17 protein-coding genes are annotated in these 25,891 nt (G+C 60.3%); 6 read left to right on the top strand and 11 right to left on the bottom strand.

The annotated features are described in order from the left end of the window. Positions 1-24 precede the first annotated feature (24 nt). Entirely contained in the window at positions 25-870 is an 846-nt protein-coding gene (locus tag GO988_RS20585; RefSeq protein WP_157569144.1) for an N-acetylglucosamine kinase, read from the bottom strand. 113 nt (positions 871-983) lie between these two features. After that, on the bottom strand, positions 984-2,447 hold the full coding sequence (locus tag GO988_RS20590) for a diadenylate cyclase (protein ID WP_157569146.1): 1,464 nt from the start codon (positions 2,445-2,447) through the stop codon (positions 984-986). A 206-nt stretch (positions 2,448-2,653) separates the two neighbouring features. Here GO988_RS20590 and GO988_RS20595 point away from each other — a divergent pair, with 206 nt between their 5' ends. After that, a complete protein-coding gene (locus tag GO988_RS20595) occupies positions 2,654-2,905 on the top strand; it encodes an ATP synthase subunit B family protein (protein WP_157569148.1) in 252 nt (83 codons plus the stop codon). A 114-nt stretch (positions 2,906-3,019) separates the two neighbouring features. On the opposite strand, the gene GO988_RS20600 is transcribed toward GO988_RS20595, so the two are convergent. Next, complete coding sequence (locus GO988_RS20600; protein WP_157569150.1) at positions 3,020-4,261, bottom strand: BaiN/RdsA family NAD(P)/FAD-dependent oxidoreductase; 1,242 nt, start codon at positions 4,259-4,261, stop codon at positions 3,020-3,022. Positions 4,262-4,391: 130 nt separating this feature from the next. Here GO988_RS20600 and GO988_RS20605 point away from each other — a divergent pair, with 130 nt between their 5' ends. Next, positions 4,392-5,594 (top strand): cation:proton antiporter, encoded by a 1,203-nt coding sequence (locus GO988_RS20605; RefSeq protein WP_157569152.1) that lies wholly within the window; start codon positions 4,392-4,394, stop codon positions 5,592-5,594. 153 nt (positions 5,595-5,747) lie between these two features. Here GO988_RS20605 and GO988_RS20610 read toward each other — a convergent pair whose 3' ends face one another. Together GO988_RS20610 and GO988_RS20615 are read right to left on the bottom strand one after the other, a co-directional pair. Beyond that, entirely contained in the window at positions 5,748-7,553 is a 1,806-nt protein-coding gene (locus GO988_RS20610) for a chloride channel protein (protein ID WP_198172951.1), read from the bottom strand. 76 nt (positions 7,554-7,629) lie between these two features. After that, positions 7,630-10,674, bottom strand: a complete 3,045-nt coding sequence (locus GO988_RS20615; RefSeq protein ID WP_157569156.1) for a PD-(D/E)XK nuclease family protein — start codon at positions 10,672-10,674, stop codon at positions 7,630-7,632. A 238-nt stretch (positions 10,675-10,912) separates the two neighbouring features. On the opposite strand from GO988_RS20615, the gene GO988_RS20620 reads away from it, so the two are divergent. Next, positions 10,913-11,092: a hypothetical protein gene (locus tag GO988_RS20620; RefSeq protein WP_157569158.1), complete on the top strand. Its 180-nt coding sequence runs from the start codon at positions 10,913-10,915 to the stop codon at positions 11,090-11,092. A gap of 274 nt (positions 11,093-11,366) precedes the next feature. On the opposite strand, the gene GO988_RS20625 is transcribed toward GO988_RS20620, so the two are convergent. Further along, on the bottom strand, positions 11,367-13,385 hold the full coding sequence (locus GO988_RS20625; RefSeq protein WP_157569160.1) for a T9SS type A sorting domain-containing protein: 2,019 nt from the start codon (positions 13,383-13,385) through the stop codon (positions 11,367-11,369). 548 nt (positions 13,386-13,933) lie between these two features. On the opposite strand from GO988_RS20625, the gene GO988_RS20630 reads away from it, so the two are divergent. Together GO988_RS20630 and GO988_RS20635 are read left to right on the top strand one after the other, a co-directional pair. After that, the gene (locus GO988_RS20630; protein WP_157569162.1) at positions 13,934-16,528 is read left to right on the top strand and encodes a PIG-L family deacetylase; all 2,595 of its coding nucleotides are present in this window, start codon (positions 13,934-13,936) and stop codon (positions 16,526-16,528) included. A 212-nt stretch (positions 16,529-16,740) separates the two neighbouring features. Next, positions 16,741-18,117: an aspartate kinase gene (locus GO988_RS20635; RefSeq protein ID WP_198172953.1), complete on the top strand. Its 1,377-nt coding sequence runs from the start codon at positions 16,741-16,743 to the stop codon at positions 18,115-18,117. Positions 18,118-18,217: 100 nt separating this feature from the next. Here GO988_RS20635 and GO988_RS20640 read toward each other — a convergent pair whose 3' ends face one another. The 3 genes from GO988_RS20640 to serS form a co-directional block, all read right to left on the bottom strand. Next, positions 18,218-19,099: a DUF2911 domain-containing protein gene (locus tag GO988_RS20640; protein ID WP_157569164.1), complete on the bottom strand. Its 882-nt coding sequence runs from the start codon at positions 19,097-19,099 to the stop codon at positions 18,218-18,220. 114 nt (positions 19,100-19,213) lie between these two features. Next, a complete protein-coding gene (locus GO988_RS20645; protein WP_157569166.1) occupies positions 19,214-19,690 on the bottom strand; it encodes a hypothetical protein in 477 nt (158 codons plus the stop codon). Between the two features lie 250 nt (positions 19,691-19,940). Continuing rightward, positions 19,941-21,215: a serine--tRNA ligase gene (gene serS / locus GO988_RS20650; protein ID WP_157569167.1), complete on the bottom strand. Its 1,275-nt coding sequence runs from the start codon at positions 21,213-21,215 to the stop codon at positions 19,941-19,943. 461 nt (positions 21,216-21,676) lie between these two features. On the opposite strand from serS, the gene rho reads away from it, so the two are divergent. Further along, entirely contained in the window at positions 21,677-23,953 is a 2,277-nt protein-coding gene (rho, locus tag GO988_RS20655) for a transcription termination factor Rho (RefSeq protein ID WP_157569170.1), read from the top strand. A gap of 135 nt (positions 23,954-24,088) precedes the next feature. Here the strand turns inward: rho and GO988_RS20660 are convergent, their stop codons facing one another. Next, the gene (locus tag GO988_RS20660) at positions 24,089-24,967 is read right to left on the bottom strand and encodes a UbiA family prenyltransferase (protein ID WP_157569172.1); all 879 of its coding nucleotides are present in this window, start codon (positions 24,965-24,967) and stop codon (positions 24,089-24,091) included. 24 nt (positions 24,968-24,991) lie between these two features. Continuing rightward, positions 24,992-25,789 (bottom strand): class I SAM-dependent methyltransferase, encoded by a 798-nt coding sequence (locus tag GO988_RS20665; protein WP_157569174.1) that lies wholly within the window; start codon positions 25,787-25,789, stop codon positions 24,992-24,994. Positions 25,790-25,891: the final 102 nt, after the last annotated feature.

Here is a 25,891-nt window from a genome sequence, read left to right on the forward strand (position 1 = left end):
TTTATTGGGAATAAGTAGCGACGCCTACCCCTCGTGGAAGCTCACCAAATCATCAATGGGCGAGCGCACGATTTTGCCTACTTGCATGCCGTGGCTATTAGCCACCTGGGTGAGGGCATCGCGGAAGTTGTACCCTACCGAGCCGATGCAGTTGAAGGTATACTGCTGATAATTGGGGTAGTGCAGCACGATGTTCTGGAAGAAAGCCTCGAAGGCCTCCACCACAATCTGGCGGCAATAGCTAACGTTGTTGTGGTCGTAGGCAAACTTGGCGAAGCTGGCCAAGAAACGGTTGGGTAGCGGCTGGTTGTAGAGCCGGTCGATGATGTCGTTGCGGGTGCCCAATTGGTAGGCATTCTTAAACTCTTCCTGTAAGCCATCGGGCAGCAGGCCGCGCAGGTAGTCGCGCAGCAGGCGCTTGCCCAAAAACGAGCCGCTGCCTTCATCACCCAGGAAATAACCCAGCGAATCAACGTTATACGTAATCTTGTCGCCGTCGTAAACGCACGAGTTGGTGCCCGTGCCCAGAATAGCGGCGAAGCCTGCCTCGTGGCCCAGCAAGGCGCGGGCGGCGGCCAGCAGGTCTTCGGTTACCTCAACCTTATTGGCGCCGGTGAATACGTGGCGCATGGCGGCGGCAATTACCTCAGCCTTGGCGGGGCTCGACACGCCCGCTCCGTAGAAGTAGATTTCGCGTACTTCTTCGCGGGGCAGCGTATCGGGCAGGTTTTTCTCCAACGAGGCCACGATGTCCTGCGTGTTTACGAAATCGGGATTGTAGCCTTCCGTGTTGAAATACACGCGCTGGCCCCCATCGGAGAGTTGGCACCAGTTGGTTTTGGTCGAGCCGCCGTCGGCAATAAGAATCATGGTGGGAAAGTCAAAAGTTAAGGCCGCGAAAGTACGGATTTTTGCCTCTGCAAAAACAAAAAGAGCTTCCTGCTTCAGCCGGACGTTCTTTGATAAAGCGGGTGCAGCACTGGTTACGTGTGCAAGGCAGAGGGCAGCAGGTCAATCCACCCATCTTCGCTCACTACCACCGCTAGGCAGGGGTAGGGCGAGGAACTGACGTAACGAACGGCCGAATTATAGCGCGCTCCCCGGCTTGAATCGCCTTTTTCGGTGGCCTGCCCGTCGAGGATAACCCCAATGGCGTAGCACACGCCGGTAGGCTCGATGAGCACCGCCCCGTCGATAGACGAGGCCTGGCGCAGCACCGGGGCCGTCATGGGCCGCGGCACTACCCGGAAGCACTGGCGGCGTAAGCGCTCGGCTTCGGGCTTGGCGCCGGTGCTGATGCAGAGCATGGTGCCGTGGCTTTGGCCCGAGGCTTCGAGCGCTAGCTCCCAGAGATAATCGACGCCTTCGTCGTTGACGTCGGGGAAAACCTGCCGCACCACCCGGGCAAAATTATCGGCCTGCACCTTGCCCTGAGGCAGGCGCGGCGTGTTGCTGACCACCCGCATGAGGGTGTGGCCCGCGTGGCGCAGCTCCCAGCCGTAGTGGTTGGTGAAGTGCACCGTGGCCAGCGGCTCGTAGCGGGCATCGCCTTCCTCCACGGCGTAGCCTAGGCCAAACACGTGTGAGGCATCGGATACCAGCCCCGTGCGCCCTTCGGTCAGTTCCAGCAGTTTGCGGATGGAGCGGTGGTCGCGCAGGGGCACGGGCGTTTCGAGCGTCAGTACCGGCACGATGGCCGCGTGCTGGCGGCGGCCGAGTAGCATAGTGCCGCGGCCCTCGTCGCCCTCGTGGCGCAGGGCGGCCACGCCCAGGCAGGCATCGTAAAGGCCGTGCATATTGCCGGGCGAGATGCGCAGCATCAGCCGGCGGCCGGCGCCGCGCAGCACCTCATTGTAGTCGCGGTCGAGCACCGGCTGCTCGTTGTCGGCGGTGTCGGCCTCGCGCAGAGCGCGGGTGCACTCGTGCAGAAACTCGAGCACCGCCGCGTGCGGCAGCGAAGCCGGCCACGTTTGGCCCTGCTTGCCGGGGAGGGTATAGTAGGCATTGAAGGCATCGGCGGCCAGCTGCACCACCACTACCACCAGGTAGCCATTGAGGCTGAGGGGGGTAGAGCAGAACGAGCGCCGGTTTTCCTGGCGCTTTTTTACTATCTGCTGCATGGTTTGGTCGGTGGCGCGGCACACCAGCTCGTACCAGTGCTGCTTTTCCATGCGGTCGTGGTCCTGCGGGTGCAGGTGGTACACGTTCTCACGCGGGCCAATATCCTGCTCAAACGAAGCCGCCAGCGATTTGATGCTGCCAAACTCGGCGGGGGTGTAGCGCAGGCTTGCCGGCTCTACTACCACGCTCTGGGGGTCGTCTTCTTCCCGGCCAGAAGCCAGGCCCAACAAAAAAACCTCAGGCCGCAAATTGCGGTCGAGCAAATTAAAAATGCCTTCGGCAAACAGCTGAGCCGAGACGCGAAATAGACTTTGGTGTTCCCACATAAGTAGTGGTCGGGGGCGATGGGGCGATGGCCGCCAGGGCCGGGAAGGCCTCCTGCATACGCAGCAGGCGGCCTGGCTCTTCCTGCATACGTAGAAAGTGCCCAGAAAGTAACGCGCCGGCCGCCAAACTGGTCATTCTCACCCCAAAAGTTCGTATCTTCGGGTTGCCAACCCCCCAGTTCCCCACTGCTCAGCCTATCTAGCCTATGCTCTTTGTCGACATGCTTTTGGTGATGGTGGTGGCAATCTCCTTCATTCCCATTATGACGGGCTACTGCGCCGCCTCGCGGGGGCGCTCGTTTTGGGTGTGGTTTGCCTTGGGCTGGCTGCTGCCCATCATTTCTTTCCTGCTGCTTTTTGCCCTCATTGCCCGCGACGAGCTAGACCCCGGCCGCCGCCTGCTTAGCGAAGCCCGCCAGATTTTGAAAGAAGCCGAAGAAAAAGCGATAAGTAAATAAGCCAGCGATTAAGCCTAGATAAGATTAAGCCTAGATAATAATTAAAATGGAACGTCCTGCTGAGCTTGCCGAAGCAGGACGTTCTGTTTTGGGCTATTTAATGTTATGGAGTTGCTAGCATGGTCCTAGCCAGCCACTAATAGCCGCCGCTACCCAGGCACCGGTGCTGAAGCAGCCTTGCAGCAGGTAGCCGCCGGTGGGCGCTTCCCAGTCCAGCATTTCGCCGGCCACAAAGGTGCCGGGGCGCCGGTGCAGCATAAGGTGGTCATCTACCTCGGCAAACCCTACCCCCCCCGCCGACGAGATGGCCTCTGCCAGCGGCCGCAAGCCTGCCACCGGAATGGGCAAGTGCAGCAATTGCTCGGCCAGGTTGGCGGGGGTAGGGCTCAGCTCGCGCAGCAGCGTGGGCACGGGCAGCTTGAGGTGGAAGGCGCTCGCCAGAAACGAGGGTAGGGATGTGCCTGGCCGCCGACTGGCCAGCCGCCGTTGCACCTCGGCCGCTGGCAAATCAGGCTTCAGGTTGAGGTGCAAAAGGGCGGGTTCCGGGCGGGCCAGCGCCGCCCGCAGCGCAGGCGTGAGCGCATATACCGGCGTACCCTCCAGGCCATAGTCGGTGAGCATAAGCTCGCCGCGCACCGTGTGGCCGCCGCAGCTCAGGGCAATGTTTTTGAGCGGGGCGCGGCCCACTTTCTCCTTAAAAAAGGCCGACCACGCCACCCCAGCGCCGCAGTTGCTGGGCGCAAACGGCTGGCACGGCACCCCAATGGCTTGCAGCAGCGGCACCCAGTGGCCGTCGGAGCCGGTCTGGGGCCAGCTGGCGCCGCCCAGTGCGAGCACGGTAGCAGCGGGCGCCAGCGTAAATTCTTCCTGGGTAAGCTCGTTCAAAAACCGCAGGCCGGTATCGCCCGCAAAGCCCAGCCAGCGGTGCCGCGTTTTCAGTTCCACGCCCAGCGCGGCCAGGCGGCGCAGCCAGGCGCGCAGCAAGTCGGCGGGCGTGTGCTGGGCCTCGGGAAACACGCGCCCGCTGGTGCCCACAAACGTGGCAATGCCCAACTCGGTGGCCCACTGGCGCAAATCGGCGGGCGAAAAATGCGCGAGCACCCGCCCAAAGAAGGGCGTCGCCGCGCCGTAGCGGCCGGCAAACGCCGCGGCGTCCTCGCCATTGGTGAGGTTGAAACCCCCGTGGCCCGCCACCAAAAACTTGCGCCCAACCGTTGCTTTCTGCTCAAAAACCTGCACTCGAAAGCCCGCCTCGGCTAGGCGCTGGGCGGCTAGCAAACCGGCCGGCCCGCCGCCCACCACGGCCACCAGCGGGGCCGCCGGGCCAGCAGCAAAAGCGGGGGTAGGGGCTAACATGGGGCAAAAATAGCGCGCAGCCCTGCGGCGCGGCCCGCCCACCGCAGGTACCCAGCAACGGCGAGCCACCCCATTTGGCCAACTTTGGCCTGGGCAACGACGTCGTCTTACCCCCCGTACCTGAACAGCAATGGGTTCTTATAGCATCTTAATTGGCCTCAGCCTGGCCGTTATCCTCTCCTATATCTATAACCTGGCCTCGCGAGCCACGCGTGTACCGGCGGTGCTCCTCTTGCTGCTCACCGGTATTGGGCTGCGGCAGTGGGCCGACTACCAGGGCATCAACTTCCTGGTGCCCAAAACCCTGCTCGAAATATTTGGCATTATTGGTCTGATAATGATAGTGTTGGAAGGCGCCCTCGACCTGCGCCTGACCCGCGACAAAGTGCCGCTTATTCGGCGCTCGTTTTTGGCAGCGGCCGCGATGTTGGTGGCCCAGGCAGCCGCCATCGGCGGGCTATTGCACCTGTGGCTGGGCGCCTCGTGGCAAACCTGCCTGCTCAATGCCGTGCCGCTGGTGGTCATCAGCAGCGCCATCGCCATCCCGAGCGTGACCAATCTCACGCGGGACAAACAGGAGTTTATCGTCTACGAAAGTACGTTTTCTGACATCCTGGGCATTATGCTCTTCAACTTCGTTGACCAAGAAGACTTTGCCCAGGGCCACTCGCTGCTCACTTTCGGGAGGGGGGTAGTGCTGATTGTGTTGGTAGCCATCGTTAGCACTGTGCTGCTGAGCTTTTTGCTGGGCCGCTTGCGCGAGCACGTGAAGTTTTTCTTGCTCTTTGCTTTCCTGATTTTGATGTACAGCCTGGCCAAAAAGCTGCATCTTTCGTCGCTACTGCTCGTGCTGGCTTTTGGCCTGGCTGTGAATAATGCTGACTTGCTGCTGGGTTGGCTGCGCCTGCGCACCGGCTGGCGCGGTATCACGGTCGAGTCGCTGGCCCCCGACCTACACCAGCTCAAAAGCATCACGGCCGAGTCGGCATTTCTCATTCGCACGTTCTTTTTTCTGCTTTTCGGCTACTCTATCACGCTGGCCAACCTCATCAGCTGGCAGCTGCTAGGCCAGGGCCTGCTGATAGTGGCCGTGCTCACGGCGCTGCGCTACGGCTACCTGCGCTTCGTAGCCCGCACCGACTTGCTCCCCGAATTGTTTATCGCGCCTAAGGGCCTGATTACGGTGCTGTTGTTCTACAGTATTCCGGCCCAGCACGTGCTCGGCGATGTGAGCGAAAATATTCTGTTTGTGGTCATCCTGCTCACCAGCCTGCTCATGATGGTGGGCTTAATAGCCAGCCACCAGCGCCAAACGGCGGAGATTGAGTTTTGATTTTTAACAGCTGCCAAAAGAACGTCCTGCTGAGCAAAGGGAAGCATCTCACTCGCACCACTAGGGGTAGTAACCTAACGACGCGAGCGAGATGCTTCGGCAAGCTCAGCAGGACGTTCTTTGGGTCGCCATTGACCGTCAAGAAACGATTACTTACACCTGCCCTTCCTCAATCAGCTCGCGGCGATAGCGGGCCAGGATGGCCGACTTCATAATGAAACCCAGGTATTGGCCTTCGGCAGTGCAGACGGGTAGGGCCTGGGTGCCTGTGCGTTCGAGCAGGTCGAGGGTGTGCTCTACGCTGTCTTCGGGCCCTACAATGGCCAGGGCGGGGCGCATCAGCTCGCTAACTTTGGTGGTGGTGTAGTGGGCGCCGTCGAAGAGCGTGTCGCGCACCATATCGAGCGTGATAATGCCGCGCAGCTCGCCGCTTTTACTCACTACCGGAAACACATTGCGCGTGGCGTGGCGGAAAATGTCGACCAGTTCGCCCAGCGTGGCGCTGGGGGGTAGGGGCACAAATTCGGTGTCGAGCAAGCGGTGCGGGTCGAGGCGCGAGAGCAGGTCGCGGTCGCGGTTGGCGTACACGTCCACGCCCTTCAGCGTGAGCTTGCGGGTGTAGACCGAGTACGGCTCGAAGTGCTTGGTAATGAGGTATGAAAAGCTCGTGACGAACATCAACGGCACAAATAGCGCGTAGCCGCCCGTGATTTCGGCAATCAAAAAGATGGCCGTAAGCGGCGCGTGCACTACCCCCGCGAGCACGCCGGCCATGCCCAGCACCACAAAATGCACCTCCGGAATGGCCACTAAACCGGTGAGATTAATGAGGCGAGCAAACAGAAAGCCTGCCAGTGCGCCCGCCACCAGCGACGAGCCAAACATGCCGCCGTTGCCGCCCGCGCCCACCGTCACGCTGGTGGCCACCACCTTCATCATCATGGTGAAGAATACGAGCAGCAGCAGTAGCCACACGTTGTCGTCGCCATACACCGAGAACAAGCTGCCGTCGGTAATTTCCTGGGCGCGGCCCGCCAGCAGCTTCTCCACAATGTTGTAGCCCTCGCCGTAGAGCGGCGGAAATAAGAAAATGAGCAGGCCCAGCGTGGCGCCGCCCAGCACGACCTTCTGCCAGCGCAAGCCCGGCCAGCGCTCCACAAAGTGGTCGAACCAGTGGTAGGTGCGAATCATGTACACCGAGAGCAACGCCGACAACAGCCCCAGTAGCAAATAAAACGGTACCGTATTGAGCACCCACGAGTTGGTAATGAGCGCAAACGGCTGGCCCGCGTACAGCGCCTTCGACACCACCGTGGCCGTGGCCGACGAGATGAGCAGCGGAATAAAATACTGCGCTGGCAGCTCCAGCAAAATGGCCTCCACCGCAAACAGCACCCCCGCGATGGGCGCGTTGAAGATGGCCGCTACCCCCGCCGCCGCGCCGCAACCCGTGAGCAAGCGCCGCCGCCGCCGGCCCGCCCGCAGCACCCGCGCCGCATTAGAGCCAATGGCCGCGCCCGTTACCGAAATAGGCGCCTCGGTGCCCGCCGAGCCGCCAAACGACACCGTGAGAAAGGCCGTTACGAGTTGCGAATACAGTTTAGAGCGCGGTACGAGGGCGTTTTCGCGGGCTGTGTTGTAGATGATGGGGCCGATGCCGCGGCCCAGGTTGCCATTTAATAAATATTTGGTAACCAGCACCGTGAGCGTGATGCCGATGATGGGGTAAATCGAGAGCGCAAATACCCGGTTGGGCTCCGTCACGGCCGCGGCCAAGCGGGCCTGCTGCCAGTGCACCGCCGTTTTGAGGGCTACCGCCGCCAGGCCTGCCAGCAAGCCCACTAGCGCGGCTAGCCACACCACATACACCCGCTCGCTGACGTGGCGCAACCGCCACAACAGGAGCGGGTTGAGAAAGCGGTAGATGCGGCTCTTGTGCATGGCAGTAGATGTAGGCAACAATACAAAAGAACGGCCTGCTTATCTGGCGTCCTTTTGGGTTAGCTAATATTCTCCCTACCCCCTCGCAAAAACCTTACCGCGCGCAGATGCTGCGGTAGGGGCAGTACTCACATTTGGCTAAATCGTCGGTTTTGCGGATGGGCTCGGCGGGGTCCAGGATGCGGCGGGCCAGGCGGGCCACCAGCGTAGCGCTGGCCCGCAGAAAGTCGGGCTCGCCGGTGCCTTCGGTGATGAAATCGAGGGGCGCGCTCAGCAGGCCCTCGTCGATTTTGCGCATCGAAAGGATGGCCGCTTCCGAACCGGGCGGGGCGGGGTGCAGCAGGTCGCTTTCGAGCATGAAACGGTAGAGCCAGAGCTGGCGCACCTTGTCGGCGCCGCTCGACGACTCGCTGAGCAGGCGCTCCACGGTGTCGGCGGGGGGTAGGGGCTTTTGGGTGCCGCGTAGGTTAAGCTCGCGCTTTTCAACGAGGCCCGTTTTGTAGTCTACCACCCGGCGGCGCCCGTCGGGCAGCCCATCGATGCGGTCGGCGCGGCCCCGCAGGCGCATGGCCAGCGGCGCGGCCTCGCCCGGCAGGTCCACAAAAACAGTGGCCGCCATATCGGTTTCCTGGGCCACGATGCGCAGCGGCAGCACGCCCGGCTGGCCCGGCAGGCTCTCTAAGTACTTGCGAATGAGGCGCACCGCCACCTGGCCCAGCACGTGGTTGAGGCCATCGTCGGGGCGGGCCTGGCGGTCGGCTTCCTCCTGGCGCAGCTGGCGGTTGACCTCAGCGGGTACTTTTTTCAGAATATCGGGCAGGTCGGCGGCCGTAAGGTCGCGCTTCTCCAGCTCAAACGGCTTGAGCAAGTGCTCCAACGCATCGTGCACCACGGTGCCAAAGCCATCGGCGCCCAAGGCTTCTTCTACCTCCTCGTTTTCCTGGAAGCGGGCCAGGCGCGAGAAGTAAAATTTAAGCGAGCACGCCAGGTATTCGTTGAGGGCCGAGGGCGAGAGGCCGCGCTCCAATACGCCGCGCAGGGCGGCCAGCATCAGGTCGTCTTTGTGCAGAACGAGGTCGTTGAGCAATTCGCCCGGCGCCGGGGCTTCCTGCCCTACCCCCTCTAGTAGGGGGGAGGCCCCCGTTGCTGAAGCTGACCCCGCTTCTACTTCCACCACCTTATCCTCGACTACCAGCGCCGGGTTTTGGGCCGCTAAATCAAACTCTAGCTGCCGCAAAAACCGGCTGCGCTCGCCCGTTCTTACCCCCTCGGCGCCGGGCAGCACGTGCACCAAATCGACGCGCCCGGCACGCTGGAGCAGCCGCCAGAAATTGTAGGCCGCGTTGGCCTCCGCATCGGCGTAGGTGGGCAGCTTGAACTCGGCCAGCACATCGTAGGGAAAAAGCGAGTTCTGGCGTTTGGGAGGGGGTAGGGTATTCTCATTGCAGCTCAAGATGATGACGTGGTCAAAATCCAGGGCGCGGGTTTCGAGCAAGCCCATAATCTGGACCTGCGCCAGCGGCTCGCCGGCAAAGGGCAGGCGCGTGCGCCGCATCTGCTCGTACAAAAACCGCCGAAACGAACGCACGCTCAACCGCTGCTCTTGGCAGCTAAAGGCCGAATCGAGCTGCCGCACCAGCGTATAAAACAGGTACAAGTACTCAGCCTCGATGGCCGTGTGGTCAGTTTCATACACCTGCTTCAGCAAGTTGATGAGCGTGTAGCAGGCCTTGATAATGTTATCGCAGTTGTCCCAGGTCTGGAACAGCGCCTCGATGAGCGGGTGGCCGTGCCCGAGCTTCAGCAGCTCGGTGGCGGGCAGCAGCACCAGGTGCTTGCGCACGATTTCGTGGCAAATGCTATCAAGCAAGCCGTGAAACTGTGGCTCAGCGGTTTGCGCATCTAAATACTGCTGGTAGCGGCGCAAAAATGGGTGCGCCAGCAACTTACTCACGGCTAGGTGGTGATACTTCGGCACGCCGTAGTCCTTGCCCGGCTCGCCCTCCCGAATGCCCGTCAGGTGCACCTCAAACAGCAAATCAACCAGGTTGAACAGCGCCGTGCTTTGGAAGCTCAGGCCCATTGTCACGTTGAAGTCGGGCACTATTTCGGCGGGGGGTAGGCCGTGCAGCACGGGCAGCAGCAGAGTTTCGTCGGGCAGCACCACGGCCACAGTGGCGTCGGGGTTTAGTTGCCGCGCCTCGGCCAGCAGCTGGCCGGCCAGCTTGCCCTGCATGCTGGCATTGGCCACGCCCAGCAGCCGCAGGTGGTGGGGCTGGCCGCGCAGATGCTCTTGGTAGGTGAAGGTATCGCGGGGCAAATTCCACTGGCGCCAATAGCCGCGCAGTGCCTGCCCGGCGCGGTTAGGCGAGTCATCTTCGAGGTAAAACGGGTCGCCATCGAAGTATAGCTCGGCCCGGCCCACCTTGCGCAGCAGGCTGATAAACGTTTCCTCGGCCTTACTCAGCCCGCCCAGGCCCACAAAGACGTGGGTTGCCGGTAGTGGCTTCTTAGGGTCGGCTAGCTCGGCGCGCAGGCCCTGCACGGCGCGCCGGTAGGCCAGGCCGGGGTAGGCGAGGTGGTCTTTCTTAAGCAGCTTCTTGAAGCGCAGATACACCCGGTGCAGCTGCCCCCAAAAACCAAAGTAGCGGTCGAGCCCCGTGGTTTTGAGGTCGGGGTCGAGCTGCCAACGCTCGAGCGCTTTAGCTTCGGCCAAGTACTTAAACACGCCCCGGGTATCGGTTAGGTTTTGGTCGAGGCTCGAAAAATCTTGCAGCAGCAGCCCACCCCAGCCCACAAACTGGTCAAACACCAAGTCGGGGTCAATGGCCTTAAAAATGTCAAACAGCAAGAGCTGCAACGCAATCGGCTCTTCTATTTGCACGCCAGCGCGCTCCACCATGTAGTCTTCCATGGCCGCAATGCGCGGGGCCCACAGCGCCTGGCCATCGGGCGTGGCCAGGGCCAATTCATTCTTTAAATACACCACCGCGCGGCGGGTGGGCACCACTACTACCAGGTCGGCCAGGGTGTCGTCGTCATAGGTAGTCAGTAGCTCGTGCGCCACTTCGGCCAGAAAAGAAGGGGTAGCCGCCGGGGCCGTCTTCAACGGTCTGGCCAGGGTAGGGGAGGGTAGCATGATACCCAAAGATAACTAACCCGGCGCCCTGCTTAGGGCAAAACCCAGCCGCTGACTTTGGCTAGTGCGGTGCCACCCAGGCTGGTAGCGCTCCCAAATAGTAGCCACACCCTACCGCAATAATCTAGCTGATTAGTACGTTTTTAGTAAAGTCTGCTGCGCCAGAAGCGGCCTAAAGCGGCCATTTTGGCTTAGGCTGCGTATAAGCGGGCTTCTTCGCTGCTCTCTATCTCTCTCTATGAACCAAATCGCCCCTCCTTCCTTCACGGAAACCCGCCCCGCAGCCCGGGTTATTGCCGGGGGCTGCCAAGGCTGCTGGGCCACCGGCTACTGCGCCGCCTATACGCTGGTGGGGCCGCAGCCGCCACTCGCCTGCCCGCTCGAACCTAAGGCCACCTGCCGAGCTTCGTGCGACTAAAGGGGGTAGGGGTACCTCGCAGGTGCGGCAATGCTACGCTGCTAGTGCTGGGTTTGCGGCAACGGACATGAAAATTTGCCTGCCGGCCGCGAACATCAGGAGCCTACTCACGCAGTACCTAGCCCCGTTTTGAAAGCAATTGCCGACGAGCAGTTGGCGCTCTCGCCGCACTTAGTACTGCTGGGCGTCGCTGGTTCTATCACGCAACAGGCCCGCCGGAAGTAAACCAAAAATGCAGCGTGGGAGCTGTAAGTCAATAAGCTTGTTACCAGCCCTAGTGCACGGTTAGGCGTAGCGCCGGTCCGGCCCCACTGCGCACTAGGTACAGCCCAGCCGGCAAGCTTGCTGGCAGCAACAGCGCCGCCGTGCCCGCCGCACCAGCCTGCGCTGCTAGCACCAGGCGGCCCCGCGCATCGTAGACCTGCACCAACGCCCCAACCGCTGCCCCGCTTAGTGTGGCCGAGCGGCCGGCCGGATTGGGGTACAGCGCCAGGCCCGCCGCAGGTAGACTGACCGTGCGCACGGGAGAATACGTGGCCGTGCCATCTTGGTCTACCTGCCGCAAGCGGTAGTAAAGCAGGCTGGCCCCGGCAGGTAGGGGAGCATCGGTGTAGGCATAGGTGCGGGTAGTGGCCGAGTAGCCGGCTGCTGCTACTTCGCCCACCTTAGTAAAGCGTCCGCCGTCCGGGCTGCGCTCCACCTCGAAATGGGCGCTGTTGAGCTCGCTGGCCGTGCGCCATGCCAAGGCAACGCCGGTCGCCTGCGCTTGGGCCGTAAAAGCAACAAGATGCACCGGCAGCGGGGTCGGTGTAAACTCGTAGGCCCCAATGTCAGGCGTGGCGCTGCGGGCGGCGCCGGTCAGGTCATCGCTCACGCGCTGGCCGGGGCCGGCTATGGCGGCACTGCCAGCGTTGTTGAGGGCGGCGTTGGTGGGGGTGTAATCGGTGGGGCTCGCCGCGCCGGGGGCTACACTTACGCTGTTGGCATCCAGGCCGCTGGCAGCCTGCCAAGCGGCCAGCGTAGGCTGGGGGTTGCCGAAATAGCCCACGTAGGCATTAGGGCCGCTGGCGTAAAGGTTGTTATTAGTGGAAGCTGAGGCGGTAGGCAGTGCCGAGAAGTAAGCAAACTTGGCGCCCGTACCGCCCCGCGTGACCACAATATTGTTGTTGACTACCTCCGAGCCTACTGCTGCCCCGTTCTGGAAAACGCCATAAGTGGTGCTACTACCCCCCGTCGCATCATCGGACACGGCAGTATTATTATAAAACCGGACGTAGTTCGCATTGCCCAGAAATAATAGGAATTGATTGCCCGCCCCGTTAAGGTTGTAGAGCACGTTGTTGAGAAATTCATTGGGTGCGGCAGCTGAGCCCGGCGTAGCGTTGTAGAGCCCGTACAGGGGGGCGGTGCTGGTCAGTTGGCCGTCGAACATATTATGCACCCGGTTCTTTTCGACCCGTGCCCCGGTAGTGACGGCCAGGTACAGGGCGTAGAGCGTACTGGTATTCGTGCGGGTGGGCCGGCTGATGTCGTTGCCGCTAATCTGCGGCGACGTCTGAAAGGTCGCGTAGCACGGATAAGCGTAGCTGTCGCGCACTGTGTTGTTGGTAAACACATTGTTGACGCACGAAGCTATGCTGGCCGAAGTGCCATTGGCGCTAAAGCCGTAGAAGCCGCCGGTTATGGTATTGCCCGTGATGAGGGCGTTGTTATCCGGCGCGCCGGTTATGGGCGACATCGCCGACGCGCCGAGGTTGATGCCGCCCGTCTCGTCGCCGAGGGCGGAAAGCGGCAGGGTGACTGTGCAGCCCGCAATGGTGCAGAAGCTGGTGCCCGTTAGCCCGATGCCCCCTACGTTATTGGTGGCGGCGGCGGTATTGCTCACCAGCAGGCTGTTAACCGTTACGCGAGCGCAGCCGTCGAGCCGCAGCACGTAGCTGTTTGTGCTGGTGCCAGCGAAACTTAGGTAGTTGCCATTGCCGTTGAGCGTGACGCCCTGCGTGGCACTACTGCCCGCGTAGGCTGGCACTACCACCTGCTCGGTGTAGGGCGCGGCGCTGGTGCTGCTACCGGCTACCACGTTGAAGACGACGGGGCCCGCAATTCCCTGAACCCCGAGCGCCGCCATGGCCGCCCCAAATGAGGCATAGCTGGTGCCGGCTGTGGGCGCGCCCTTGTCAATGGTGTAGGTGCCGCTGAGTTGGGCTTGGGCGCTAAGGCTACCTAGCAGCAAGCCTAGGACAGCGCAGGTGCTAACCCGCTGCACACGGGCGAAGAAGGAAAGCTGTTTCATAGGTTGTGAAAAGAGAAAAGAGCAACAAAACCGCCGCACCGCCGCAGCTACGCTCGGTAGTTTGAGGGGTAGGGCAAATATATAGGCTGGCGTACCACAACGATGCTACATAAAAAATTGATAATGTGCTATTTGATGCCATTAGTAAAGTTTTTTGGGGCGGTTGCGTTGCCCTCGCAGCCTAGGCGCAACTACCGGCTCAAAGCCATCGGCCAAGCCGTAGGCTTTAAGCACGAACTTGGGAAGGCCATCTTTGCGGGCAAGCTGCGCCAGGAAGAGAGCAGCTTCATTAGCAGGTGTTTACCACCCCGCTCGAACCCAAGGCCAAGGCCGCCTGCCGGGCTCTGCGCGATGGAGGGGGTAGGGCGCGCCTCGCAAGCGGTAGCCATTTTGCGGTGCCTGGTTATTCAAAGTTGTTCTCCGATTAGCATAATGTTGGGCTGGCGGGCCTGCTGGACGGCACGAGTTATGTGACGTGAAACCCGCATCAGCTACGGAGCACAAACGCTTCGCCCGGTAACTTCACGGCCCGAACTGGTTTGCTGTTTATGCCCTTCTCTTTACGCGCTGCCGCCCGCCTGGGGCTGGCCCTACTGTTAGTGCCGTGCTCGTGGCTGGTTGCCACGGCGCAAGCCCCCAAAACTTACACGTCGTCGGAAATCCTGCTAAGGCTGAAAAAGCTGAATGTAGTAGGTTCGGTGATGTACATCGCCGCCCACCCCGACGACGAAAACACTCGCCTGCTGGCCTACCTCGCCAACGGCCGCCTGCTCGAAACCAGCTACCTCAGCTGCACCCGCGGCGACGGCGGCCAAGACCTCATTGGCCCCGAACTGCGCGAGCAGCTCGGCGTCATCCGCACGCAGGAGTTGCTCGCGGCGCGCCGCATCGACGGGGCGCACCAATACTTCACCCGTGCCAACGACTTCGGTTTTAGCAAGACGTCGGCCGAGACTTTCACCATTTGGGATAAGGAGCAGGTGCTCAGCGATATGGTGTGGGTAATTCGCCAGCGTCGGCCCGATGTGCTCATCACCCGCTTCCCGCCCGATGCCCGCGCCGGCCACGGCCACCACCAGGCCAGCGCCATCCTAGCCGCCGAAGCCTTCGACGCCGCCGGCGACCCCAAGCGCTTCCCCGAGCAGCTCAAATACGTGCAAGCCTGGCAGCCCAAGCGCCTGCTCTGGAACACCGGCAGCTACTTCGTGAAGCCCGGCGAAAGCATGGCCGGCTACCTCACCCTCGACGCCGGCGGCTACAACCCGCTGCTCGGCCAGAGCTACGGCGAAATCGCGGCCCATTCGCGCTCGCAGCACCGCAGCCAGGGCTTTGGTGCATCCGCCCAGCGCGGCGAGGCGCCGGAGTATTTCCAGCCGGTGAAAGGCGCCGCCGCGCAGAAGGATTTATTCGATGGCATCGACCAGACTTGGAACCGCGTGCCAGGCGGCGCAGCCATCGGAAAAATGGTGGATGAAGTAGTTCGGAAGTACGACGCGGCGAATCCGAGCGCGAGCGTGGCAGAATTGGCCAAAATTCACGAAGCACTCCTTCGCTTGAGAACGGGTGCGAAGGATTTTTTCTGGCTGGATGAAAAGCTGACCGCTATTGCTACCCTGCTGCAAGCTTGTGCAGGAATTTATGCGGAGGCAACGGTCAATGAGCCGACCCTTGCCAGCGGTGGAGAAACTTCCGTTACGTATGAAATTTTGAATCGGTCGGCCCTGCCCATAACGCTGAATAAAGTCAGGCTCTCAAAAAGCCACTTTCCGGGCGATGTAACGACCATAACCTTAGATGACCCACGCGTAGACGCGAAGCAAACTGCCGAATTAACGCCTGGTAAGCGTGTGACGGGAACGCTACCTATTTCGAGCTTTACTAACGCGCTGATTTCACAGCCCTACTGGCTACGGGAGCCAGGCTCGGTTGGCATGTACAAGTTTTCGGAGCCGGAATCTGACTTTAAGAGTATCACTCATTTTGTGCGCGGTATGCCCGAGAATGCGCCGGTCGCATCAGTGAGCTTTTCGTACGTCGTAAACGGTGTTCCTTACTACGCTATTACTGTCCCCGTCCAATACAAGCACACCGACCCCGTGCTTGGCGAACTCTACCAGCCGCTGGCCGTGGTGCCGCCGGTGATGGTGAATATCCCCGCCGCTCGCGCCTACGTCTTTGCCGACCAGCAGCCCAAGCAAGTACCCGTGACGCTGCGCGCCGGCCAGGCGGGGGTAGGCGGGTCTCTGGCCTTGCAGGTGCCCGCTGGTTGGCAAGCTGAGCCGGCCACGGTAGCTTTCAATTTGAAGAATAAAGACGACGAGCAGACTGTCAACTTCACGCTCCGCCCGCTGGCCGGCGCGGCCGAGGGCAAGAGCGAACTGCATGCCGTAGCCACCGTGGGCGGCCAGCAATACAGCCGGGGCATTCAGACGATTGAATACCCGCACATTCCGACCCAAACGCTATTCCCCGAGGCCACGGCGCCGCTGGTGAAACTGAACGTGGCGCGCGGCCACACTAAAAACGTCGGTTACCTCATGGGCGCCGGCGACGAAGTGCCCGAGGCGCTGCGCCAACTCGGCTATACGGTGAGCTTGCTCGACCCCGCTACCGACCTCACCGCCGAGCGCCTCGCCAAGTACGACGCCGTAGTGCTGGGCGTGCGCGCCTACAACGTCCTCGACCGCCTCAAAACCCAGCAGCCCGAGCTGTTGAAGTACGTCGAAAACGGCGGCACCATGCTGGTGCAGTACGTGGTGAACCGCGGCACTGTGCTGCCCGAAATTGGCCCCTACCCCCTCTCCCTGTCGGCCGACCGCGTGACGGTGGAAGGAGCCCCCGTAACCTTCCTCAGCCCCAAAACCCCGTTGCTGAGCGCTCCTAATAAAATCACGGCGGCCGATTTTCAGGGTTGGGTGCAGGAGCAGGGACTGTACTACCCCTCCACTTGGGATGCACATTATCAAACGGTTATCGCCAGCCACGACCCCGGCGAAACCGATAAGCAGAGCGCCATTCTGGTGGCGCCCTACGGCAAAGGGCGCTACATCTACACCGGCTTATCGCTGTTTAGGGAGCTGCCGGCCGGCGTGCCGGGTGCCTTCCGCATTCTGGCCAACCTGGTAGAGTCGGGCGGCAAGTAGGATTCAATAAACGTACGCTTTAGCTAAAAAAGAACGTCATGCTGAGCGCAGCCGAAGCATCTCGCTTGGGCCGCTAGGGTAGTAACCTAACGATTCGAGCGAGATGCTTCGGCAAGCGGACGCCAGATGAGCATGACGTTCTTTTTTAGTTAAGCTCTAAGTTTGCGAGCGCCGAGGCACTGCCCGGCGCCATTTTCTTTTTGCAATATCTCGTGCTCACAGTAGAAAAAATCGGCGGTACTTCCATGACCGCCTTCGCCGATGTTCTGCAGAACATCATTTTCCACGGCCGCCAGGGCCAGGAAGTATACAACCGCATTTTCGTCGTTTCGGCCTACGCCAACGTCACTAACTGGCTGCTGGAGAATAAGAAAACCGGCGCGCCCGGCGTATATCACCACATCACCCAAAACCAGGAATTCCGAGCAGCCCTCCAGGAAGTGGCCGCTAAGCTGCAAGAGCTAAATAAGGCCTACGCCCCGCTAGGCCTCGACCTGGCCGTAGCCGATGCCTTTATCGCCGAGCGCATCAACCAGGCCCAAACCTACCTCGAAAGCCTGACCAACGTGCTGGCTTCGGGCTACGTCAACAGCACTAATATCCTGCAAGCAGCCCGCGAAATCCTGGCCAGTATCGGCGAGGCGCACTCGGCTTTCAACTCGGTCAACATCTTGCAAAACCGGGGGGTAGGCGCCACGCTCATCGACCTCAGCGGCTTCGACGACGCGCGCGCCCTCACCATCGACGAGCGCATTCAGCAAGCCTTCGCGGGTATCGACTTTGCCAATACCATCTGCATTGCCACGGGCTACACCAAGGGCACCGAAGGCATTATGCGTGAGTTCGACCGTGGCTATTCGGAAGTGACTTTCAGTAAGATAGCCGTAGCTGTGCAGCCGCAGGAAGCCATCATCCACAAGGAATACCACCTCTGCTCGGCCGACCCCATGCTGGTGGGCGTGGACCAGTGCCACCCGGTATGCTTCACCAACTACGACGTGGCCGACCAGCTTGCCGATGTGGGCATGGAGGCCATCCACCCTAAAGCATCGAAGCCGTTGGAAATCAACGCCATCGACCTGCGCATCAAAAACACCTTCGACCCCGAGCACCCCGGCACGCTCATCACCCGCGATTTTGTTTCGGAGAAAAAGCACGTCGAAGTCATCACTGGCACCGATAAAGTGGTGATGATTGACATTTACGACCCACTAATGGTGGGCACCGCCGGCTTCGACCTGCACCTGATGCAGGCCTTTTACGACCTCAACGTCAGCTACATCTTCAAGGCCACCAGCGCCAACAGCATCTCGTTACTCATCTGGCAGAAAGATTTGAAGCCGCAGCTCGTCGCGGAGCTGGAGGCCAAATACGAGAAAATCACCGTCGAAAATGCGTCGATGGTCTGCCTCATCGGTTCCAACATCGACCAGCCGGGCCTGCTGGCGCACGCCGCCGGCGCGCTGGCCGAAGCCGGTATCAATATCCGCAGCGCTGGCTTTGCGCTGCGCAAGGTGAACATCCAGTTCATCATCGCCCGCGAAGATTACAAGGCCGCTATCGTGGCTCTGAACAAAGCAATGGGGTAGGACCCGCCGGTCCGGCGCTGGGTCTAGGCCCACAAAAAGGCCGTCCTGCACCACTGAATAACCAGCGGTGCAAGACGGCCTTTTTTAATTTAGACGGCAATTACTTACCCATTTTCTTGGCTTCGGCTACCAGCTCGTCGCCCATTTTGGCGTAGTCTCCATTGGCGGGGGTAGCAGCCAGGGCCAGCTTTTTCGACTGCTCGGCGGCCGCGATGGCCGCGCGATAGTTCTTCATTCTCAGTTGGATGCGTGCCTCTGTATTCACGTTCCAGTACTTAGGTTCGGTGGCGTTGGCCTTCTGAATCCAGGTCAGCGCCTGCTTCGAATCTTTGTTGTTGTCGAAGTAGTAAACCGCGGCCGACGCTAGGTCGGCAGTAGTGGGGGTAGGGTTTTTAATGACCTTCTCGTCGATTTGGGCCTGTACCTTGCCATCTACATCGCTCATTATCTTGAACTTCGCGCCCGTCATATCCCACAGAATGTCCACGGTGGCGGTGGCAGGCGTCAGCTCAGCAAAGCTGATGGTAAAGGTTTCGACCTTGGTAGCCAGCTTGTAAGGCTTAATGGTAAAGTGGGCCACGTCCTGGTCATCCTTAAACCCGTCCACATCAGCGCCTTGCTTGAGGCTTTTGTTAAGCACTACCGTCCACTCCGTAGCGTTCGGAATGGTGTAGAGGCCGTATTCACCGGCCGGAATTTTCTTGCCCTCAATCGTTACATCGTCCGAAAACTTGATGCTCGTGGTGGCATTGGCGCCCGTGCGCCAGCGCTTGCCATAGGGTACCAGCGTGCCGAAGACCGGCCGGCCTTTTACCCCTGGCCGCGAGTACGTAATGATAACATCAGTGAGGCCCACCCGCTGCATTATCGTGCTCTTGGGGCTGGGTTGGGGGGTAGTAATCTGGGCTTGAGCGGCGGAGGCCGCCAGCAGGGTGGTTGTAAGCACCACCGCTGCGCTAACGTGCATGGCAAAATTCTTCATAAGCACGAAGCTACTAGGGAGGGTGCATACGTGCCGGCCTCAAACAATAAAACCCGCCACAAAGGCGGGTTTTATTGTTGTATAAGGGGATAGGGCCCGTACGCTGGCCGCGGCTTATTTCTGAGCCAGCAGATGCGCTTGCGCTACCATATTGGCGCTGAGCAGCACGTATTCTTTGCTAACGGGCATGGCTTTGACGGCCAACTTGTAGGCTTGTTCAGCAACGGTGCGAGCGCCGTGATAATCCTTCATTTTCAGGCGGATACGCGACTCTGTGTATAGGTTCCAGTAAGTGGGCGCGATGGAGTTGGTTTCCTGCATCCAAGCCAGCGCGGGGCTTAGGTCTTTGTGCGAATCGTCGTAGAAGGAAGCGCTTGCCTCCGGGGGCGGGGGCGTGCTAAGGTTGACGGCTGCTTCAGTAGCTGGCTCGGCCGTGGGCTGGCTGCTGGGGCTAGCTAGGGCAAAGGCGTCTGAGTTGGCCATCAAGGTTTTTGCCCCTGCCGGACTATTTTGAGCTTGGGCGCCTACTATAGATAGCAAGCCAGCTCCGAAGGCAAAGAGGGTGGTGCGATAGAAAGTAGAGATTGGCATGAGCTTAATAGTAAGGCCGTTGACAATACCAAACTACTAACACCTTTTAGAAATGATACTTTTTGAGGTTGAAAAAGAGAAAGATTTATATTTTTTCTGAGGCCAAGCTAAAAAGCTGCTAGTTTCAGAAAATATTTTATTATCTTAATTGTATTAAAATAAGAATGGGTAGACCACCTCTTTAAAGGTGGTGCTACCCATTCTATCTAAGAAAAGTTATATAGCGTCGAGCCTTATATCAGCGCTCAAGCTATTTTATGGTGTCGAATCCGCAGTAAGCGTGCAGTACTTGCGGCAGGCGAATGCCTTCGGCCGTTTGGTTGTTTTCGAGCAACGCTGCTACAATGCGCGGCAGTGCCAGAGCGGAGCCATTGAGCGTATGTAGCAGTTGTGTTTTACCGCCTTCTACCTTATAACGACACTTAAGGCGATTGGCCTGGAAGGCTTCAAAATTGGAAACCGACGATACTTCGAGCCAGCGGCCCTGGGCTGCGCTCCACACTTCGAGGTCGTAGGTGAGCGCCGACGTAAAGCCCATGTCGCCGCCGCAGAGGCGCAGCACCCGGTAGGGAAGCTCTAGCTTTTGCAACAATTGCTCGACGTGGGCTACCATCGTTGCGTGGGCCGCGTAAGAATTGTCAGGCTGCGTGATTTGCACAATTTCGACCTTGTCGAATTGGTGCAGGCGATTAAGCCCGCGCACATCGGCCCCCCAGGAGCCGGCCTCGCGGCGGAAGCATGGCGTGTAGCCCGTGTTGCGGATGGGCAGCTTTTCAACCGGAATAATCTCGTCGCGGTACAGGTTGGTAATCGGCACCTCCGAAGTCGGAATCAAGTAGAGGTTATCGGCCGCATCGTGGTACATCTGGCCCTCTTTATCGGGCAGCTGGCCGGTGCCGTAGCCGCTGGCTTCGTTTACCAAGATGGGTGGCTGCACCTCCAGGTAACCCGCGTCGCGGGCTTCATCCAGAAAGAAGTTAACCAGCGCCCGTTGCAACCGTGCGCCCTGGCCCTTGTACACCGGAAAACCCGCTCCCGTGATTTTGATACCCAATTCAAAATCAATGATGTCGTACTTCTTAATCAGTTCCCAGTGGGGTAGGGCGCCGGCGGCTAGTTCGGGCTTGGTACCGGCTTCGCGCACCACTTCATTGTCCTCGGCCGAGCGGCCGGCGGGCACGCTTTCGTGCGGCACGTTCGGAATTTTGTAGAGCAGTTCGGTTTGCGCTTTCTCGGTGGCCGTCAGCTCATCAGCATGCAGTTTAATCTGGGCTTTGAGTTCGGTCGTGCGCACTTTTAGGGCCTCGGCGCCGGCTTTATCGCCGCTTTTCATGAGGCCCCCAATCTGGCGGGCCAATTCATTGGCTTCGCTTTGGGCTTGGTCGTGCTGGGTTTGGAGCGAGCGGCGGCGCTGGTCGAGGTCGAGCACGGCCCGTACGTCGGCTTCGGCAGTTTTAAAATTGCGCTTGGCCAGGCCGGCCAACACGCGCTCAGTCTGGTCTTTGAGAACGGAAAGTTGCAGCATAATGCGGCAAAGGTAGTTTTTTGAAAGTTGGAATTCGGAATAAGGCACCGAGAATGAAAAAGGAGAAATTATTGTCAAATTCTTCACTTACTTTTCAATTCTAGCTTCCTCCTTCTAAACTTTTCATTCATTCAACCCTGTTGGAGGTTTGCTCGTAATGGAGTAATATTGCAGTTGCAAGCTAGCCCGCGGGGTTAGCTAGGGCAGGCCTTACGGGCTCGCCCGCTGCGCAACCGGCCCAGTCATTTCGCTTTTGGTGGAGCTGTCGGTTGTCTATAGTCACCTCACTCATTTCCTGTCTGTTGCCCGCCGCTTTGTTGGTTATGTGGCGCCTTAGCGCTTCGTGTTGTTGGTTTCCGGCCTGCGGGGCCGGGTTGGCTTTGCGTGGCCCAGCCGCTGGTGGGCGCTGGTTGCTGCGCACCGGGCCAGGACCCTTCTGATTTCTCTTCCCTACCCCCTTTATGTACACCCTCAACGAGCTGAAGGACCGGCTGCTGTCCGACCTCAAGGAAATCGCTGAACAGCTGAACGTCGGCAACTTCAAGCGCCTGAGCAAGCAGGATTTGATTTATAAAATCCTCGACCAGCAGGCGGTGCTCCCGGCCGACCAGCTGCCCGGCAAAAAAGTGGCCGCCGCACCAGCCGCAGAGCCCGCCGCTACCCCCGCACCGCCTGCGCCGGTAGCGGAGGCCGTGCCTGCCGCCGAGCCTACCCCTGCCCGGGGCACCCGCGGTGGTGCCGGGCGCCGCCGGCCCGCTGTGGCCGAGCAGCCCTTTTCTGATGTAGCCGCGCCGGCCGCCAACGAAGCCGCTCCTACCCCCCCCGAAGCTGCGGTGGCCCCAGTAGAGCCTGCGAATGAAGTAGTTGTCGAAGTAGAGCAGCCTACCCGCCTCGAAGTAGTGGAGGCTGATGAACAAAATGTAGCAGCTATTTCGGTGGCAGCTGAGGAAGCTACCGTGCCGCCTACCGAAACCAACCCCACTGCCGAAACGCACTCGGCAGGCGAAAGTGCCCCCATCCGGCGCGAGCGGCGCGAGCGAGTAGACCGCGCCGGCCGCCCACTGCCGCGCCGCGATGCCAACCAGCCTGCCACTGCCGTAGCCAGCTCAGACGATACCACGCCGGCCACCGAAGGGGATGGCGCTACGGCCGAGCAGCCTGTTGCTGAGGCAGCTACCGTTACCGAAACCTACCCCGACCGCCGCGAAAGCCGCGAGCAGCGTTTCGACCGTGAAAACCGCGATGGCCGCGAGCCCCGCGACAACAACCCGCGCTTGGGCCGCAACGACCAGCCGCGCAACGAGTTTCGGGAGCCCCGCGAGCCGCGCGAAAATGGCAACGGCCAGGCCCGCTTCAACAACGACCAGCCGCGCGAGCCACGCCCCACCAATGGGGTAGGGGCTACCGACCAGCCCCGTCTCAGCCGTGAGGAGCGCTACGCCCAGCGCGAAGCCCAACGCCAGCAGCGCCGCGAAGAGCGCCAGCGCACGGGCGGCGATGGCCAGCCTGCTGGCGAGCAAGGGGCTGCTAGCCAGCCTGTAACGCCCAATGGCCAGCCCCAAGAGCGCCGCGAGGACAACCAGCGCCAGCAGCCCCAACGCCCACCCCGTGCCCCCGAGCTTGACCTCACCGTGCCCGGCTCGGGCACCTTGGAGCTGATGCCCGATGGGGGTTACGGCTTCCTACGCTCGCCGTATTACAACTATTTGGCTTCGCCCGACGATATTTATGTGTCGCCGCAGCAAGTGCGCCAGTACGGCCTGAAGGCGGGCGATACGGTGAGCTGCACCATGCGCCCGCCCCGCGAAAACGAAAAGTATTTCGCCCTGGTGAGCGTCGAAATGATGAACGGCCGTACGGTAGAGGAAGTACGCGACCGCGTGCCTTTCAACCACTTAACGCCGCTCTTTGCTGACCAAAAGCTGAAGCTTACTACCAAGCCTACCCAGGTGAGTACCCGTGTGCTCGACCTGTTTGCGCCCATCGGTAAAGGCCAGCGCGGGTTGATTGTGGCGCAGCCTAAAACGGGTAAAACCATTCTGCTGCAAGAAATTGCCAACGCCGTTTCGGAAAACCACCCCGAGGTATACCTCATCATTCTGCTGATTGATGAGCGCCCCGAGGAAGTGACTGACATGGCGCGCTCGGTGAAAGCCGAAGTGCTCAGCTCGACCTTCGACGAGACGGCTGACCGCCACGTGAAAATCGCCGAAATGGCGCTTGACAAAGCGCGCCGCCTCGTAGAATGTGGCCACGACGTGGTGATTTTGCTCGACTCCATTACCCGCCTGGCGCGGGCCTACAACACGGTGCAGCCGTCGTCGTCGCGCATCCTTTCGGGTGGTATCGACGCGGGAGCGTTGCAAAAGCCTAAGCGCTTCTTCGGTGCAGCTCGGAACATTGAAGGCCCTGGCTCGTTGACGATTATCGCTACGGCGCTTATCGAAACCGGCTCGAAGATGGACGAAGTTATCTTTGAAGAATTCAAGGGTACGGGCAACATGGAACTCCAGCTTGACCGCAAGCTGGCCAACAAGCGGGTGTTCCCGGCCATTGATATTCCGGCTTCCGGCACCCGCCGCGAAGACTTGCTGATGAGCCGCGACGAGCTGAGCCGCGTGTGGGTGCTGCGCAAATTCATGACCGACATGAGCGCCACTGAAGCTATGGAGTTCCTCAAAGACCGCATGAAAGGCACCAAGGATAACGAAGAATTCTTGCTGGCTATGAATGGCTAAGGCGTTGTTTTGCTGTTAAAGAAGCAAAAGAGAACGTCCTGCTGAGCTTGTCGAAGCAGCTCCCTCGCATCCTTCAACGAGGCGAGGGAGCTGCTTCGACAAGCTCAGCAGGACGTTCTTTTTTCTTATAAACTGTTACCCAAAATGCAGCACCAACATGGCTATGAACGCCGCGCTCAGGCACAGCGACGATACCTTGTTCATGCGCATTGTCCACTCAAAATTGGCTAGGGCGGGGTTGTTCCACGCTAGCCAGGTCCAGCGTGTAAACAGCGCCACTACGGGGCCCGTTGCCACCACGAACAGCAACAAATTGCGCAGTTCGCCGCGTAGCCAGTAGGCCACGCCCATCGCCAGCGCGCCCGCCAGCAACCCGCCCGCCGCAAATACAAACGTGCCCCGAATACCTAACCGCAGGCTGAGTGTGCGGTCGCCGCGCTGGGCATCTTCTTGGTGCTGATAGATTTGGGTGAGGGGGTAGGACCCGCACAAAAACAGCGTGCTTACCAACGCCAGCAGCAAATTAGTCTTTTCAAATAGCTGGGTCGAGCCAGCCCCTACCCCCACCTGCGTCAGCAAGAAGGTGAAGGCGCCTTGGAAAACGACGACCACGGCAGTGCTCAGCAGCGGGTACTTTTTGAGCCGAATACCCTCGTAACTATACGCTTTAGACACCAGCAAATACACCACCACCAATGCCGCAAATTGCCAGCTCAGCAGCAAGGAGCCCACCACGGCCAGCGCATCGAAGACCCGCACTAGGTGCAGGAGTTGGGGCGTTACTTTAGGCGGCACTTTTAGGCCCCCAATACTGCCCTCATCGCGGTCGTAGTAAGAGTTATAGCCGTTGGAGGCCGGATACACCAGCAGGTGCAAAATACCAAATGCCGCGGCCGCCTGCCCCCAGCCAAACGGCGTACGCAGCGCGCTGAGCCCAAACCAAAAGATGGGCATTAAAAACAGCGAAAACGGAATGCGCAGCAGCGGAAGCGCCTTTTTGTAAGCGGCAAGCATGGGGCGAATGTAGGGCGACCCAGGCTAAGCCTGAGTTGGATAGCCAACCAGATACGTGACGCGCGGCCCCCACCAGTGGCGCAACTGCCCCGCTTGCCACTGGTAGCGGCCGGCCGGGTCGGCGCGCTGGGCCAGCGCCCGTAGCTCGGCGGGCGGGTACATACGCAAAATGGACACTACCCCATCCCAGATGGTAGTGAGTGGAATGAGGGGCAGCAAATACGTAAATACCAGTCTACTGAGCCGGAATGGCCGGAAAAAAGGCGTGAGCAGCAGCTGCGCCACGGGCAGCACCGTGAGGGCCAACCCGATTTCGAGCCAGCTTTTAGCTGCGCCTTCAAACACGCCGATGCCGGCGCCGCTAGCCACGGCATCGCGTAGCAGCGCTTCGGCCTGGGGCGGCGCAAAGTGGTGGAAAGCCGAAAACAGTACCCGAAAGCCCGCTAGGTCGGTGGGCACGGCCAAGGCATTGACGGGCGCGGCGTGGCCCCGAATGGCCCCGGCCGTGCGGCGTGCCACATCGGCCCAGGCAGTGGGCTGGGGGTAGAGGTCGGTAAGGAGCAGGTGCAGGCCGGCGGGGGTAGGGGGCTGTTGGCGCAGGGCAGCCAGTACGGTTTCGGTGCCGCCACCGGCGCCGGCGCCTAGCTCCAAGAGTTGGTTTTGCTGGGTGTCGCGCAGGGCCGCGGCTAGCAGTGGCGCCACCGGCCGGTAGATGCCTAGGCCGGAAATCATAAACCGCAGGTAATCCATTTGGCCTGTGCGCAGCACGGCCGGAAACCACGGCTGGTCTTCAAACTCAAATAAATGCAGGCGAAAGTTCACAGCCAAGCCTTACGCAAACGGCTGCCCGGAGTAAGCCTACCCCCAACAAAAAACCGCTGCCTGGCAAAGGCAGCGGTTTTAAATAACTGTTTAATTAGCTCA

The organism is Hymenobacter ginkgonis, from assembly GCF_009755225.1.
Lineage (GTDB): Bacteria > Bacteroidota > Bacteroidia > Cytophagales > Hymenobacteraceae > Hymenobacter > Hymenobacter ginkgonis.

Excerpts from the sequence above, each read along its gene's own strand:
- GO988_RS20585 (WP_157569144.1), bottom strand. The coding sequence starts at position 870 with ATGATTCTTATTGCCGACGGCGGCTCGACCAAAACCAACTGGTGCCAA.
- GO988_RS20590 (WP_157569146.1), bottom strand. The coding sequence starts at position 2,447 with ATGTGGGAACACCAAAGTCTATTTCGCGTCTCGGCTCAGCTGTTTGCC.
- GO988_RS20595 (WP_157569148.1), top strand. The coding sequence starts at position 2,654 with ATGCTCTTTGTCGACATGCTTTTGGTGATGGTGGTGGCAATCTCCTTC.
- GO988_RS20600 (WP_157569150.1), bottom strand. The coding sequence starts at position 4,261 with ATGTTAGCCCCTACCCCCGCTTTTGCTGCTGGCCCGGCGGCCCCGCTG.
- GO988_RS20605 (WP_157569152.1), top strand. The coding sequence starts at position 4,392 with ATGGGTTCTTATAGCATCTTAATTGGCCTCAGCCTGGCCGTTATCCTC.
- GO988_RS20615 (WP_157569156.1), bottom strand. The coding sequence starts at position 10,674 with ATGCTACCCTCCCCTACCCTGGCCAGACCGTTGAAGACGGCCCCGGCG.
- GO988_RS20620 (WP_157569158.1), top strand. The coding sequence starts at position 10,913 with ATGAACCAAATCGCCCCTCCTTCCTTCACGGAAACCCGCCCCGCAGCC.
- GO988_RS20625 (WP_157569160.1), bottom strand. The coding sequence starts at position 13,385 with ATGAAACAGCTTTCCTTCTTCGCCCGTGTGCAGCGGGTTAGCACCTGC.
- GO988_RS20630 (WP_157569162.1), top strand. The coding sequence starts at position 13,934 with ATGCCCTTCTCTTTACGCGCTGCCGCCCGCCTGGGGCTGGCCCTACTG.
- GO988_RS20640 (WP_157569164.1), bottom strand. The coding sequence starts at position 19,099 with ATGAAGAATTTTGCCATGCACGTTAGCGCAGCGGTGGTGCTTACAACC.
- GO988_RS20645 (WP_157569166.1), bottom strand. The coding sequence starts at position 19,690 with ATGCCAATCTCTACTTTCTATCGCACCACCCTCTTTGCCTTCGGAGCT.
- serS (WP_157569167.1), bottom strand. The coding sequence starts at position 21,215 with ATGCTGCAACTTTCCGTTCTCAAAGACCAGACTGAGCGCGTGTTGGCC.
- rho (WP_157569170.1), top strand. The coding sequence starts at position 21,677 with ATGTACACCCTCAACGAGCTGAAGGACCGGCTGCTGTCCGACCTCAAG.
- GO988_RS20660 (WP_157569172.1), bottom strand. The coding sequence starts at position 24,967 with ATGCTTGCCGCTTACAAAAAGGCGCTTCCGCTGCTGCGCATTCCGTTT.